The organism is Rhodococcus sp. 27YEA15 (genome assembly GCF_049739425.1).
Lineage (GTDB): Bacteria > Actinomycetota > Actinomycetes > Mycobacteriales > Mycobacteriaceae > Rhodococcus_F.
This window is the reverse complement of the sequence record NZ_JBMHHW010000002.1, coordinates 278,903-293,225: the sequence shown is the minus strand read 5'-3', so window position 1 is coordinate 293,225 and position 14,323 is coordinate 278,903. Positions and strand designations below refer to the sequence as shown.

10 protein-coding genes and 1 tRNA gene are annotated in these 14,323 nt (G+C 59.7%); 1 reads left to right on the top strand and 10 read right to left on the bottom strand.

Annotated elements, in window-relative coordinates; genetic code table 11:
• Position 1: 1 nt before the first annotated feature.
• From ABH922_RS26350 to ABH922_RS26320, 7 genes are all read right to left on the bottom strand, one after another.
• The gene (locus ABH922_RS26350) at positions 2-1,513 is read right to left on the bottom strand and encodes a sugar ABC transporter ATP-binding protein (protein WP_424809973.1); all 1,512 of its coding nucleotides are present in this window, start codon (positions 1,511-1,513) and stop codon (positions 2-4) included.
• Positions 1,510-2,643 carry a sugar ABC transporter substrate-binding protein gene (locus tag ABH922_RS26345; RefSeq protein ID WP_424810326.1) on the bottom strand — a complete coding sequence of 378 codons (1,134 nt, stop codon included), beginning with the start codon at positions 2,641-2,643 and terminating at the stop codon, positions 1,510-1,512. Before ABH922_RS26345 ends, ABH922_RS26350 begins: the two co-directional genes overlap by 4 nt.
• A gap of 1,020 nt (positions 2,644-3,663) precedes the next feature.
• Positions 3,664-5,184, bottom strand: coding sequence for a class I adenylate-forming enzyme family protein (locus ABH922_RS26340; protein WP_424809972.1), 1,521 nt, complete (start codon positions 5,182-5,184; stop codon positions 3,664-3,666).
• A gap of 558 nt (positions 5,185-5,742) precedes the next feature.
• Complete coding sequence (locus tag ABH922_RS26335; RefSeq protein WP_424809971.1) at positions 5,743-6,540, bottom strand: hypothetical protein; 798 nt, start codon at positions 6,538-6,540, stop codon at positions 5,743-5,745.
• 4 nt (positions 6,541-6,544) lie between these two features.
• On the bottom strand, positions 6,545-8,446 hold the full coding sequence (locus ABH922_RS26330; RefSeq protein WP_424809970.1) for a hypothetical protein: 1,902 nt from the start codon (positions 8,444-8,446) through the stop codon (positions 6,545-6,547).
• A 27-nt stretch (positions 8,447-8,473) separates the two neighbouring features.
• Positions 8,474-8,773 carry a type II toxin-antitoxin system PemK/MazF family toxin gene (locus ABH922_RS26325; RefSeq protein ID WP_424809969.1) on the bottom strand — a complete coding sequence of 100 codons (300 nt, stop codon included), beginning with the start codon at positions 8,771-8,773 and terminating at the stop codon, positions 8,474-8,476.
• Positions 8,773-9,000 carry a hypothetical protein gene (locus tag ABH922_RS26320; RefSeq protein WP_424809968.1) on the bottom strand — a complete coding sequence of 76 codons (228 nt, stop codon included), beginning with the start codon at positions 8,998-9,000 and terminating at the stop codon, positions 8,773-8,775. Before ABH922_RS26320 ends, ABH922_RS26325 begins: the two co-directional genes overlap by 1 nt.
• 582 nt (positions 9,001-9,582) lie before the next feature.
• Between ABH922_RS26320 and ABH922_RS26315 the strand changes: the two genes are divergently transcribed.
• Positions 9,583-9,653, top strand: a tRNA-Cys gene (locus ABH922_RS26315).
• An 817-nt stretch (positions 9,654-10,470) separates the two neighbouring features.
• Here ABH922_RS26315 and ABH922_RS26310 read toward each other — a convergent pair.
• The 3 genes from ABH922_RS26310 to ABH922_RS26300 form a co-directional block, all read right to left on the bottom strand.
• A complete protein-coding gene (locus ABH922_RS26310; protein ID WP_424809967.1) occupies positions 10,471-11,418 on the bottom strand; it encodes a DUF2637 domain-containing protein in 948 nt (315 codons plus the stop codon).
• Positions 11,419-11,808: 390 nt separating this feature from the next.
• Positions 11,809-12,123 carry a hypothetical protein gene (locus ABH922_RS26305; RefSeq protein WP_424809966.1) on the bottom strand — a complete coding sequence of 105 codons (315 nt, stop codon included), beginning with the start codon at positions 12,121-12,123 and terminating at the stop codon, positions 11,809-11,811.
• Positions 12,120-12,902: a ParA family protein gene (locus ABH922_RS26300; RefSeq protein WP_424809965.1), complete on the bottom strand. Its 783-nt coding sequence runs from the start codon at positions 12,900-12,902 to the stop codon at positions 12,120-12,122. The genes ABH922_RS26305 and ABH922_RS26300 overlap by 4 nt, the downstream gene beginning before the upstream one ends.
• Positions 12,903-14,323: the final 1,421 nt, after the last annotated feature.

The following is a 14,323-nucleotide window of genomic DNA, read 5'->3' as shown; positions in this document are numbered from 1 at the left end:
GTCAGCTGGCGCAGGAAATCAGGAGGTCGTTTCTGTTCAATCGGGACTCCGCGAGTTCGTCGACGACGGTCCCCCCTCGCATGACGATCACGCGATGGCAGACGTCCGGCATGTCCTCGGGCTCAGCCGTGCACAGCACGATTGCCGTTCCGCGGGCAGCTGTTTCCCGGAGAAGTTCGTAGATCGCGCTCTTCGCTCCCACATCGATACCCTGGGTAGGTTCGTCGAGGATGAGCACCGCCGGGTTCAACCGGAGTGCGCGAGCGAGCAAGACCTTCTGCTGATTGCCACCGCTGAGTGTGATGACCGGACGGTCTGGGTCCGGAGGTCGTAACCCGACCGCTTGAATCCATCCGTGGACCTCGGCGTCCTCGACCTTCCCTCGCAGGCGCCCGTTCTTCTTGATGTCGTCGAGATTGGCGAGTGTGATGTTCTCTCGAACAGGGAGTTTGGGGACGATTCCGCGCAGCAGACGGTCACGCGGGACGAAGGCGAATCCTTCTTTCATCGACTGGCGAGGAGAGCTCGCCTTCACCGGGCGGCCCTCGACCTCCAGGACGCCCGAATGTCGCCGACTCGCCCCCACTATCGCGTCGGCGACAAGCTCGCGCCCTGATCCCAATATCCCGGCTACACCGACGATCTCACCCTTTCGAACGACCAGATCGATGTCGTGCAAGCCGTCGCTCGACAAGCCGCGGCAACTGAACGCGATCTCGTCAGCTGCGGGTAACGGTCTACGTGTCTCGCCCAGGTGATCACCCACCATCAGAGCGACAAGCTCTTCACGGGTCAGGGAGTCCGTGTCCCGGGTGGCCACCAGCTGTCCGTCGCGTAAGACCGAGACTCGATCGGCGAATGCGAATACCTCGTCGAGTCGATGCGTGATGTACAGGACACCAGCGCCCCGTGCCACCACCTTGCGTACCGACGCGATCAGCACTTCCACTTCCTCGTGAGGAAGTGCGGCAGTCGTCTCGTCGAGTACCAAAGTCCCGGTCTCCGATTTCCAACCCAACAATCCTCGCGCGATTGCCACGATCGCTTGCTGGCTGGCAGTCAGAGTCGAGATCGGTGCATCCACATCAAGGTGATCAAGATCGAATCCTGCCAGGACATCTCGAGCGCGCCGCCGAGAGTGCTTCCAATCGACATTGCCGAACCGACCGGTGCGGTACCCGTGTGAGAGTCCGATGTTGTCGAGGATGCTCAACGACTCCACGAGACCAAGATCCTGGTGAACGAAGTGCAGAGATTCACGGCCGTCGTCGCTGATCGGGAACTCGTACGTATGCCCGAACAGATCGATCTCCGCACCGGGCTCCGGCAGGTGAAAGCCTGACAAGATCTTGGCCAGAGTCGACTTGCCGGATCCGTTCTGACCGACGATCGCATGAATCTCGCCGGACCTGATTTGCAGATTGACGTCGTCGAGCACTGTCGCAGTACCGAAGACCTTCGACGCATGACGTAGGTCCAGTGCCACCGGCGCAGAAGACTGAGCGGCGGTCACGGGGTCTTTCCCCACAGTTCGAGGAAGTGCTCGTTCAGGCCTGCCACCGCAACGGAGCCATCGTCGTTGACCACTGCCGAACCGATATTCTCACTGGTCAGTAGCTGAATGGGCATCATCCATTCGTCGGCAGCTTTCATCGAACCCCCGAGCATTCCACGCGACAAGGTATCCATGATGACGTACGCCACGAACGGGTGTGTGAAGGCTACGTCGGCAGCCTGTCCACCGTCGCGAATGTACTGGATATTGGCCGCCGCCGCGGATTGTGAGGCCACCTTCACGTCACGAATTCCCGCAGAGCGCAATGCATCCGGAACACCGGTGACCATGTCCGAGAACGCCATGTACACGTACTTCACATCCGGGTGCGACTGCAGGTAACTGACCAACGTGCCGGGCAGGTCCTTACCGATGGCCGAGAAACCCTTCACATCGACGCGTTCGGTCGAGCATCCCGGGCAGGTGCTCTTGACCCGGTCCGTGTACGCGTCCGCGATCTTCGCCAGCGCCAACTGGACCGGAATCGTGAAGACCACGCTCTCGCCGGTTCCGTTGCTGTCAGCGACCATCCAATCTGCTGCGTCATTGGTGCTGTTCACCACGACCCGATCAGCGGACAGGACATTCACCGATCGAGGGGTCCACGCCGGGTCGTCGGTGATCGCACCGAGAACGATCGGGATGTTCCTCGCCGCAATTCGATCGAATTGCGGTTGCCACAGGCTTGGGTCACGGCTGTTGACGTACAGGCCGTCGAGATCCTTGTCGTTGGCAATCTCGTCGAAAGTGTTGGTGATTTCCTCGGCGCTGGTTCCTACCTGCTTGATGGTCAGGTTGATTCCCAGGATCCCCGCGGTCTGCTGGAACAGAGCGACGTTGGTCTGCCCCTTGGCCGTTGTCGGAATGACCGCTGTCACGTGCTTCCCGGCCGGGTTCCCGGGCAGTGGGCCAGGGTTGTAGTTGATCGTGGGCGGTTGCATGTTCTTTTCGGTATTCGCCTTTGCCTCTTGAACATTCTCGGCGGGGGTGTCCCCTGTTCGTCCACCCCCCGAATCCGTACTGGAACACGAAATCGCACTGGCCACCAATGACACACCTAGAACTACCGTCGCCAAGCGACGAAGCATGGGATTCACGCGGACTCCTCCGACTCAGATTCACGAACCAAACAGACGTGTGTTGTGCGCCACACTAGGCAACGTAGCCAAAATATGTCAAGTAAGTACTTACCTTCATTGTCGACAGTATCTCGTACGGGCCTGGTCGATACCCCTCATGAGCATCCGTTTCGGCCGTAGACTTCGATGCGGAATACTGCCCATCAAGCGCGAACTCCACACGGGGTAGCGAGCGAATCTCGCACCCATTCGGACGTCGTGACCGCCAGTGCGAATTGTCAGCAATCTACCAAATTTACTCTGACACTGAGATTTTCCAGATTCGGGTGAACCACCACGAAATCTTGCAGCACCGAAATTCGACGACAAATAGATGTCCGCCCACAGGAGGGCTCACAAAATCGATCGATTGTCACGATCGACTGGTCACAATCCGGGAACCTGAACGTCGACCTAGCCTTCGGAAGCGTCAATGAAGTGAAGTTGAAGTAGACACTTACAAAGTCACGTGAAGCGGCATCGCTGTGGAACCGGAACAGGTGTGCGAGTTATTTTTCAGATATGGCGCGCCGACTCTGCCCGTGCGATCTCATGAGCAGAATGCACAGCGCAGTTGACCAGCTCTGACTTCTGCAATGGCTTTTCGCGTCGACGAATCGACCGGTTACGGCATGGATATATGGCGTAAGATTTCGCGACCGACCTGAGTCGGGCAGGGTGAGCTTCGGGTAGGGCGTCGTCCACAACGTAGTCGACGTCGGCAGATACCCCGCCTGGATCATCCGCTGCATCTACCGGATCGGCCGACACCGAATGCGCTCCAGCATATCCGTCTGTAACGAGCAGGCCGAATCCGCGATGCGTGAGAGCCGGGAAGAATTGCGTTACAGGGTGGTACAGCCGTCCCGACCTGTCGGAGTTCGATCGTTGTTCGCCGATCGTCGGATCGGCGAACAACGTCGGTGAACAATGCTGCCTACCTCGTGGTATCGCGTGAGGCAACGCGAACGCCATCAGGAATTTCGATGCTCAGTCCAGTGTCAGTTCGCTACGCTTCATCTTGCCTAACTCGTTTCGTGGCAACGCATCCACAAAAACGACCCGGCGTGGCCGCTTGTACGGCGCGAGTCGTGCCGCCGCGTAATCGATCAGTTCGACGTCGTTCCCGACACTGCCGGACGCCGAGACCACGAATGCGACCACCATCTCGCCCCATTCTTCCGACGGGCTTCCCACGACAGCGGCTTCGGCGACATCGGGATGATCTTGAAGTAGCTCTTCGATTTCGCGTGGATAGACGTTGTAGCCGCCCGAGATGATCAATTCCTTGGAACGACCGACAATTCGCAGGTACCCGTCCGGATCCAATTCGCCGAGATCACCGGTTCGGAACCACCCGTCAGGGGTGAATGTCTCGGCAGTGGCAGAGGGATTGTTCAGATATCCGGAGAAGACACTCGGCCCCCTCAACTGAATCTCTCCGCTGTCCCCCTCCGCCAGTCGGAGATCGACGTTCGGAAGGGGGAGCCCAACCGTACCCGGCCTACGTTCACCTTCGTACGGATTCGAGACGGTGATCACCGTCTCGGTCATCCCGTACCGCTCCAACACCGTCTGACCCGACGATTCCCGAATGCGACTGTGCAATTCCGCGGATAACGGTGCCGACCCGGATACGCACAGTCGCAGTTGCCCCAATGCCTCGGCACTCGAGCTGGACACGAATCGGTGGTACATCGTCGGCACACCGAAGAACATGGATCCCGAATGTTGTCGGGCGGCTTCGGCGACGGCAGCCGGACTGAACTTCTTCAAGATCACCGCCGATGCACCCGCGACGAGCGTCCCGTTGATTCCCATTCCCAGCCCGTGCAGGTGAAACAGTGGTAATGCCAGGACGAGTCGATCCTCAGGGGTCCAGCGCCAAGCCGCGCGCACTGCCACAGCCGAGGCCAGCAGATTCCCGCTGGTCAGCACCGCGCCTTTCGGCGACCCTGTCGTTCCGGAAGTGTGACAGATCAATGCCTGCGTATGGCGATCTGCAAAGTCCAATGCCACCGACGACGTCGCCGGTAGATCGACGTCGCAACCTGCAACGACCATCGGGCCGGTGCCGGCCTCGGCAATGGCGCGCCCCCGCACATTGTCGTCCACCAAAGCGCCCCGAGGACTGGTGTTCTGGATGATCTTTCGAATCTCGGCCGGACCGTACGCCGTGTTCAGTGGTACCACCGTCAGACCCAGTCGTTGCGCCGCGACGTAGGCGACCATCAGATCGACGGACGGCTCGGCCGAAATGACAAGCCTGTCCCCTGCCGACAATCCGGCTCCAGCCAACTTCGAGGCGATGCGCGCGGAGTTCGCCTCGAGTTGTTCGGCAGTCATGCGGATTCCGTCTTCGGAAATCGCCACAACCTGGTCCGGGCGCTCCGACCAACGCGCGAGCCAGGCTCGAGGTAACGATTCTTCGACCAACACGTCGAAGGTGGAACCGGTCAAGCCGGCCGGACGATGCGGTTGCGACAAATCCGCCGACGATGGAATGGTCATGTTCTCCGTTACTCCTGGTGGCGTGAGCTTTCGACGAAGTTCGCGGCCCTGATCATAAGTAGGTATATTGCTTACTATCAGTAGACCACAGTACCCGCGACGAATACACTGTCAAGCATGATTCGTGACCGACGGGATGCACAGTCGGCTGCCGCTCGATACCGCGACTTGTCGACATTGCCGATCCGCGGCTTCCCACTGTCGGTCAATCCGTCGCAACCGACAGTCCAGTTCACAGTTCCGGTCGATGCCAGAGCTGCTCGACAACACCGAGCTACCTCACCACGCCGAACACCCTGATCACGTTGTGGCCCATCAACTTCGCAATCGTAGCCGCTGCGCAAGACCGGTACGATCGCTTTGGCGATGCCCCGACGTGCTCGATACGAATAGCACGAACCAACGACAGGCAGCGAACCCTTCGTCCCGCGCGAGCAACTGCGAGACGTCATCGGAGATGGAGGATGAAGACATCGTCTCGATCGTGCGAGACATGAAAATAACTGGTACCGAATCTGTTTCGATCAGCCGAGTATCTGATTCAATGGGTTTCGCACTCTACGTCCAGTCGATGTGGACGGACTCGATGGAATCGAAATGGAAGCCGAAATCATCGCTGTACAGATCGAATCCCTTGTTCTCCGGATAGTCCATCGTGGCGTGCCGCTCCAACAATGCCACTACCCGCGCATGATCGTCATTCGCCAATGCCGCAGCCAACTCCCGCGACTCCTCCGCCGTGAACGGCGAATCCGAATTCGCGAAATTCAACGTCCGAACCCGATAGTCGTACCCGTCTTCCGACCCATTGCGCACCGACACCCCACCCTTGACGCGAATCGTCGCCCGCTTCGGCGTCCCGTCCGCGCGAAGCACACCCGCGCGCCTCATCACCTCGTCCGCTTTGACGTTCTTCAGTTTCTTCTTCGCATCCGCCCGCAGCTCGTTCGTCTCCCCCGACCGATAACGGGACACCGCCGACGAGGAGCGCCCGATCCTGCGCGCCACCTCGCCGATACCGCCGAGCCGCTCGATCGCCGCCCGGCGCTGCGCCCGCTCGGCCACATCAGCGTGTGGGATGCGTCCCTGCTGCGCCCACCGGCGCAGCGTGCGATCCGACGGCGGTCTGCGGCCGGCATCGATCGACGCCTGCCGCAACCCGTCGTTCCCGATCTCCTTGCGTATCTGCGCAACAGAGACGGTGCTCGTCAACCCCGCCAATCCCCCGCTCTTGACCGATTTGGACTTCTCCACACCGGCGGTCGCGGCCCTCGAGACCGACACCTCGAGTCCATCCAATCCGACGGCCTGCTGCACCGACTTCCGCGATCGAGGTTTCGGAAGGTGAAGAGCCATGGACTTATTCCTCGCCCTCGTCGTGAGCGAAGGCGGCCTTGACCGTCAGATTCATCTCATGGCTGTCTCGAGCATCGGTGAACGCAGCCGTCAACGCCTCGGTGAGAGCGGCGCGTTTCTCCACCGACATCTTGCCCAACGCATCACTGTCGTCGGCGATATTCTCTCCTCCCGCCAACAAATACACCCAGGAGTCGGTCACCGTCCGCACCGGCCACCGGCCAGTTTCCCGGGCGATGCGCATCGCTACCCGCCGTCCGCGCCAGCGGCAATGTGCAATGATCGCCGCCCGCCACAACGGCTGATGATGATGCTGCATCTGCCGCGCTGTCCACATGTCCGGATTCACCATCCGACCGATATAGCCCTTGTAGCACGAACCGACAAACCGTTTCATCGCCACGTCATCGGTCTGCACCGCAACCTTGCGACCTTCACGCAGAATCTTCGCCCACTTGTCCAGCGCGCGACCCTGCTCTGGATACACCCATGCTTCGGCGACGTCGAGGTCATCGAGTTCGGCTCCGATACCGCCGTCCGCGACCGAAGACTGCAGAGCGTCGAGACTGACCGAGGTCACCCATGTCTGCACCGGTTGATCGGCCAGCATGTGCGGGTGCGGGAGCGGGATCTTCGCCGGCAGCGAGAGCATGTTTCCAGCAGGCAGGGTGACTCGCCACAGCCCGAACGGCGCACCACTCGCTCTCGAAGTAGCAGCAGCCAGCGCTTTCTCGCCCATCAGATGACGGGGTTTGCCATAGCCGAATTCCAGCATGCCCGCCGACGCCAGATATGCCGCCCGTTGATCGATCGACACCACCACGTCGGCTCCGTCCAGATCATCGACGTCGAGACTGCTGCGGGTCCAGCCGGCGGCCGGTTCGAGATCTCCGCGCGGTTCCCCGTCCAACGGCGGAACCGGACCTGCGGTGGTCACCACGATCCCCTTACCGCTGCGGGTTCGTTCGCGTTTGATCTTGTCGAGCACCGCAGCCCCGGTCCGAGCCGGGGTCGGCCCTGGCAGCGTTCCGAGATGCTCTGCACACCAAGCGATCCGGCGGCCCAACTCCTGCGCTGCCGGAAGATCCTCGTCTGGGAGGTACGTTCCCGCGTCCGGCGATCCGAGAATTCCCATGTCTCCGACCCGGTTGCCCCACCCGAAGTCCTTGTTCCAATACGTCCACACGTACGGCTCGATGAAGATATCGACCATCGAGGTGAATTTGCCGGTCGCACGCGAGAGGTGCACGACGTGGCCCGGATCGCCGCGCAACTCCCACCCCGCCGTCAACATCGGTGTCAACGCCGCGTCGAGCACCGCCCCCAATTCCGCTGCGGCGCGGGTGCGCAGTGTCTCCATGTCCTCGACGTCATCCTCGTCACCCGGGTCGATAACCCAGCCCAGCAGCTCACATGCGTCGATACCGACGATCCACACCTGCGCGGGCACACCCAGTGGTGTGAGGGTGGCCCAGCGAACAAGCTTGTCCAGTTTCTCCACCGAATCCACCGGGCCGGTCAACTTCTCCCCCGACGGCGTATACGACCCCGCCGCAGTCACGATCACCGCATGTCCGTCGGCCGCGACACTCGCAGGCAGAGTGGCACAGGACCCCTCCAGGGCAGCAGGCTCGACTGCCGCTTCCTCGGCGGCAGAAGGCTCGAGAGCGGAAAACTCGGGATCGCCTTCTGCGGCAATTCCCGCCGAGACCGGGCTCGATCCAGGTGTCTTGTCGTCAACGGCGTCAAGCAAGTCGGCGGCGTCAGCGGCGTCGAACAAGTCAGCGGCGTCGAACAAAGACGATTGCACCGCATCCACACCTTCGGTGCGAGCACCCTCGGCAGCGGTGTCGACCGCGGCGTCCACATCGAACAGCGCGAACTGCTCACCCTTCTTCTTCGCCACCACGCTCACCTCCCACCACTGCCCTCGTCATTCCAGATCGAAAGCTGTCCGAACCGCCACGGTCAATGATTCCTCCTGCGCCGGAAGCAGGTATCCGATACCCACACCCAAAGCGCTCACCGGAATAGTCGTGATGTCTTCGCAGCTGATCACCGCATCACCGCTCAGACCATTCATCACACCCACCCGAACTTCCGTGGACAAACCCCGAATCGACTTCACGATCGGCGCTACCGTCACCCGCGTCAGATACGGCCGAACCACATCTCTGGTCAAGACCAATACCGGACGAACAACGTCGAGCTGCGCCTCATGGATCGGGCGCATCAGTTGCGTTCCTGGGCGGCAATGTGCGATGCCAGGGAATCCAACTCATCCCGCCGTCTGTCACCAGAGAGGATTTCCGCATCCCGCTCCGCCACCAGCCTCCGCCGCTCACGCTCGAGAGCGCGCGCCACCAGATCCGCCCGCGACGACGCCCGACCGGCGGCAACCTCCCCGTCCAGGAAGACCACCATCTCATCCGGTAACCGCACGGCGATCTGGGTACTCATACCGAATATCATACCAAAATGGGATGCATATTGGTATGATATTCGATATTACATGCCCCACGCGGTTCGCCTTCGAGCGGGCAGTACCGAGACATTGGACGAAGAGCAGCTCGTCTCGCGAGTCGCATTCGGCGAAGAGGCCCTGGTCAGGCAGATTGCATGCGTTGCATGATGCGCGTGCTCTGCATGCAATGCATGTTCAGGACGCACTGCCTGCACCGGAACGCTCGATACAGACTGTGAAAACGTGTCGAGCACGGTGACGTTGCGAAATCGACCCGGAATGCACGGCGGCGTCGCCCACGTACCGGGGTCCGAACTTCGGCGAGATCGCCTCTCCATCATGATGCGGGCATCCATGCCTGCGCTCCCGGAGACCAGGTCGACATCCACTTCGTGTTGCATTGCATTGCATCGCGGCCGCACTTCCTTCCTTACCTTCGGCCCAGCTCTCGCCGGATCGCGGGCACCGCATGCACCAGTGCAGCGAGCGGTCCGCAAGCGTTGCAGTGCGATTCGATCAATTCATCATGATCGAAATGCTCGTGAATTTTTCTGACACGAACATAATTAACTGTTACTGCGGGTGTGGCCGAGAGGCAAGGCAGCGGTCTGCAAAACCGTCCACGCGGGTTCGAATCCTGCCATCCGCTCTTCTCTGGCAACCTCTCTCGCGCGCCCTTCCCCCGAACCGATTCCGTTCTTCCGGAACAGAAGTCGACTGGCATCCCCCGGAAGGTCCAACTTCTCCTGCACCTGAACTCCAACCTCATGTGCGGTAAAAACCCTGCGGTCCAAGGGAAGACAGAAGACCGAACCGGCGGCGGTCGAGACGCCGAATAGCTTCCGCATGATCAAAACCATTGTTCAACCACTCCTACGCCGTCACCCTCACCTCATGCCCACCATGGAGCCTGCTGAACTTCTTGTCGCTGATCGCCCCGGTCGTTGCACAGAGTGCTCCCATCCCGCACCGTCCCTCGGCCGCGGATGGATCGAGCGATACCTCAACAGGACACCTCGACCCGCTCGATGCGCCGAGATCGTGGCTATGGATTACTACACCGGATTGATCGAATTCTGCCGATGCAGATACCCCTTCCACGGATCATGAGCTCAGCGGTCGTGGGTTTGGGGAAACCTCACGTTCGAGGAGACGGTGAGCACCGACCGGCCGTATCGAGCTGTGCGCAGAGCGCCCCGTGATAGAGGCCTCGAAGGTAGCGTCAGGGCTGATCCCGCAGGCTCGCGAGAGTGTTTGGCGCAGCTGGGGTACGCGCCGATCACGGAGAGTTCCCCCACTTCCACCACGGACAGCGGCGCATCGCCGTCCGAGTTCTCGAGCACATCAAGTCCAGAGGTTAGAGCGAGGCCCTGAGCTGGTCAGGTCGCATGCCTGCATTGGTCGCCCATTCGTCCCTGAACGTGGCACATCACCGTCGCACGCAGACGACACGTGCATCTTCCCGTTCAGCTCACGGTGACGAGCCCTCCGACGTCCGAATGCTCCGCCACCCGCAAATCCGGCAATGGCGGACTTTCGAACCCCGCGGCGCGTGCCGCAGCATCGAACTTCTCGTAACGGCGCCAGGCGGTGGACGTCGCAACAGGTGGAAACGAGCTTTGCGCAATTGATTCCCAGGTCAATGAGGGGTCTGACAGTTTTCTTCTGGCAGTGTCCTTGACACTGTCGTGTAAATCAGACGCCGCAATGAACTCGAAGAGATCGTCACAAACACCTGATTCGGATCCGAATACCTGCCTTGCACGTTTCGGTAAGTCGTCTACTTCGATTCCGCCGTCAACACTCAGATCGTTCGATGCCCCAGCAGACGTGTCTTCGACAGCGAGATTTGCGAAAAGATCAACCGCTATGCCATCGCCGACGGACGAAGACTCGTTGATCTGCATCCGATAGTCGCTGTATGCGACGCCCGTCGCCCTGACAAGAATGGTGATCGCGTGAGTGAAGGCCAGAACAAGGGCCGGCGGAATGACCGCAATGAGTGCAGCAATTGCGGGAGTGAGCGGGGTGAATCCGACTTCCCACCCGTCAGCAGCCATGGTGGTCGCTGCCCTCGCAGCGTGAAATGCGTGGTACGCGTTTCCCAAGATGCTGATCGTGACGACACTGATGGCGAGAGAGATGAAGAAGCGAGTGTCCCAGCGTTTGACGGTCAGTTTCCCCAGAAGCACTATTGCGATGGTCGAACCGAGAATTGCGCTGTCGACCATGACGGGGAAGATCCATGCCAACGATTCCGGAATCATCGCTTGCCTGGCAAGGTCGCGTTGCACGGCGAAGGAGAGCACGAACGCTCCAGCGGTGATGCCCAACGCAATGAGTATGGCCAGCACAAGTGAGGCTAACAGTGCACCTAACTGGATGCGTGCTGCACGCAAGCTAAAGTTGTCCATGATCGGGGTTTCCTTCCTACAGGGCTTTTCCCGGTCGGTGCCTCGCCGGTTGCAGCCGGCGAGGCACCTTTTTGCGCTCGGTTCGACGTTTTCGAACCGAGATATCGGTGTCACGAATGCTCTATGCCCACTGCCCTGGATCGACAGGCGGGCACGTAAGCCTGCTTTTTTTGCAGAATCCTTGAAGCACTTTTACTGACACTCCGTGCTGATTTCACGGCCCCGGTAACGGCAATCTTTGCCGAGTTCTGCGCAAAATCACTGGTTGCATCGTTGCAGCGACGCAAACAGAATTCATGTTCGATCTTGCGTTCCCGTCGTTACCGATTCGAAGTGTCTGGTATCGATGCCCGTCGGACTCCTACTTCGCTACGCACACGCATTGAAGGCTTACAGACCGCGGGTTTTCAGGTACTCGTCCAGGGCAGCCTCGGTCATCGAAGCCTCGCTGATTTCCCGGTCGCCCGTTTCGTACCTGAGTTTGTCGACTCCCCGCCGAAGCCGATCCTTGGTGGACGGCTTGATCCGCGTGTTATGCGTCATCGACAGCTTCTCGTCCTCGTCTTTTCGACTGCTGGAGACATCAGTGACCTGCGGTGAAACCCGGATAGGAGAAAGGCTCGCCGTATCGCTCTTCGGCGGACGCTCAGGAATGAGCTCCGCTGGATGGGTTTTACGAATTGCAGGTTCACGCTTGACACTCACGCCGTTGCTCCGATCACGATGGGCAGTTCTTCCAGAAGATCACTGTAGGCAAGCTGCAAGGCCAGGGACTTGCCGCCTTTGAATTGGTGTATCGGCGTGTGGTTGGAGTGTGCGTCCTGCCTGGCCGCGAGTTCCGGGATGACTGTCTTCGCAACGAGTTCACCGTACGTTTCGCGGAGTTCACCCTCGCGAAACTCGTGCTCCCCCGTCGTACGTCGTCGGCTGATGACTATTTTGTCGAACACAAGTTTGGGGTTCGCTCGTTTACGAACGGTGTCGATCGTCTGCTCGAGCTTCTGCACACCCCGCACACTGTCGATGGTGGGCTCGGTAATGGCGACGATGCCGTCAGCGGCAATGAGCACGGCGAAAAGAACCTTACCCATGTTTGGTGGGCAGTCGAAGAGCACAGCGTCATAGGGCGAGAGGTCCAGTCCCTCGAAGGCGACATCAAGCCTGAACACCAGATCGTTCGAGCCGTCGGATTCGATCTTGCCTAGTTCTTCGTCGGCCGGAATGAGGTCGACGCCATCCCACGGGGTGGCGATGATCGCGTCTGCCGCAATCCCTTCCCTTGTCTGATTCATCAGGTGGTAGGCGGTAAGCATTCCATCCTCGAGTTCAACCCCGAGTCCGCTGGTGGTGTTGCCCTGCTGATCCATGTCGACCACAAGCACTTTTCCGCCGACCGCTGTGATTGCGCTGGCAAGCCCGAGCGTGGTCGCAGTTTTTCCGACACCGCCTTTCTGGTTACCAAGTGCGATTTTGCGTGGCTGCATTGCGGACCTTTCATCGGAATCATTCGAGCGGTGCGTGCACTGCCGGCAATGCACGCATGGCATGTACTGCACGCATGGCATGCCTGGTCCGCACTGCGGACTCTGCATGCATCCGTCCTATCGCATTCATTGCATGCATTCCACGCGCGAAGCGCAATGCCAGCATTACGTGCGCGCGTAGCATAACACGCGTGCGGTGCTCCGTATACTTGCTGAGCACCGCACGCTAGCCGCGCACTGAACGCTCACCATGCATCGGCAGCACGTCGCGCACTGATTGCATGAGGTGCGTCTACCGCAATCATCGCGTTAAACGCACGGAGTGCATGCGGCGCGATCAACGCATAGCGTGCTCTGCTCGCAATGCATGCATGCCATTCATTGCGAGATTATAACGCCGTGCGTGCATTGCGTGCTAAGGCGCTGCGCATGCGTTGCATGCAGAGCGAGCATCTAGTTGAACCGGTGCACGCGTTGCGTGCAATACACGCACGCCAGTTCAAGCCATATATTTCAGAAAATCGGTTCTTCTTCAGAGGACTGGCGACAGAATCGATACGCAAGATAAACCGGACTCACTATCTTGGATAGTCGTCGGAAGGTCGCCGCATAGGAAATTTCCCGTGCGTAATCCATCGATCTATAGCACCGAGTTCGAAGGCTGCGGCATCCCACACCGTCCTGGGCGCAGGCCATGAGTAATTCACAAACCTACAAAACAACACGACCTACGCCGATTTGCACCTCACGAACCCCGCCCGGCAGTAAATCAGCGACTCACGTCATGGGACAGCCCATCTCAACCACCCGATGAGTCGATGACTCGATGAGCGATAAACCTTCAAAACGTTCAGATTCCCCACCGTCGAGACGAAGATCGTTCCCTCGTCTCATGCCGCGAGAGCAACGCAGCCGCCGCCTCTATTTCCAGTCGAATCTCAGGCGAGGAGCTCAGTCGATGTGGCCGTCCCGAGCGAGGAGGGAACCGAGATCGGTTGGTGACGGAATTGTCATGATCGAAGACATGCGCATCCATGTCGGTTGCACTGAAATTCACCGAGCATTCGAGGCAATGCGACTTCGCGCGACCCAGATCCCATCGGAGCGTCACATTAATCTCGGTGTACGACCTACGAATGAGAGCAGTAGGGGAGAGGGGTGAACAGTGTGACACGGAGGCTTGCGTCCTGCCCGGGCATCCTCAGCCTCAGACAGGCAAACGACCAAATTTATCGGTTAGTGCGGACTACCCAAACGTCACCCACGCCCATAGTTTCATCACAGTGACGTATCGGGGTGGTGTGTCTGGCTTCACGCACCACACGTCCAAACTGAGTTTTCGGGCAACATAACCCGAAGCAAGTGCCACACCGAGAGAGAGAATTCCGCTCTCTTGCCTCGGTAGACATACGTCGTTCACA

What these genes read in the sequence shown, in the direction of transcription:
- ABH922_RS26345 (WP_424810326.1), bottom strand. Translation starts at nt 2,643, where the DNA reads ATGCTTCGTCGCTTGGCGACGGTAGTTCTAGGTGTGTCATTGGTGGCC.
- ABH922_RS26340 (WP_424809972.1), bottom strand. Translation starts at nt 5,184, where the DNA reads ATGACCATTCCATCGTCGGCGGATTTGTCGCAACCGCATCGTCCGGCC.
- ABH922_RS26335 (WP_424809971.1), bottom strand. Translation starts at nt 6,540, where the DNA reads ATGGCTCTTCACCTTCCGAAACCTCGATCGCGGAAGTCGGTGCAGCAG.
- ABH922_RS26325 (WP_424809969.1), bottom strand. Translation starts at nt 8,773, where the DNA reads ATGCGCCCGATCCATGAGGCGCAGCTCGACGTTGTTCGTCCGGTATTG.
- ABH922_RS26320 (WP_424809968.1), bottom strand. Translation starts at nt 9,000, where the DNA reads ATGAGTACCCAGATCGCCGTGCGGTTACCGGATGAGATGGTGGTCTTC.
- ABH922_RS26310 (WP_424809967.1), bottom strand. Translation starts at nt 11,418, where the DNA reads ATGGACAACTTTAGCTTGCGTGCAGCACGCATCCAGTTAGGTGCACTG.
- ABH922_RS26300 (WP_424809965.1), bottom strand. Translation starts at nt 12,902, where the DNA reads ATGCAGCCACGCAAAATCGCACTTGGTAACCAGAAAGGCGGTGTCGGA.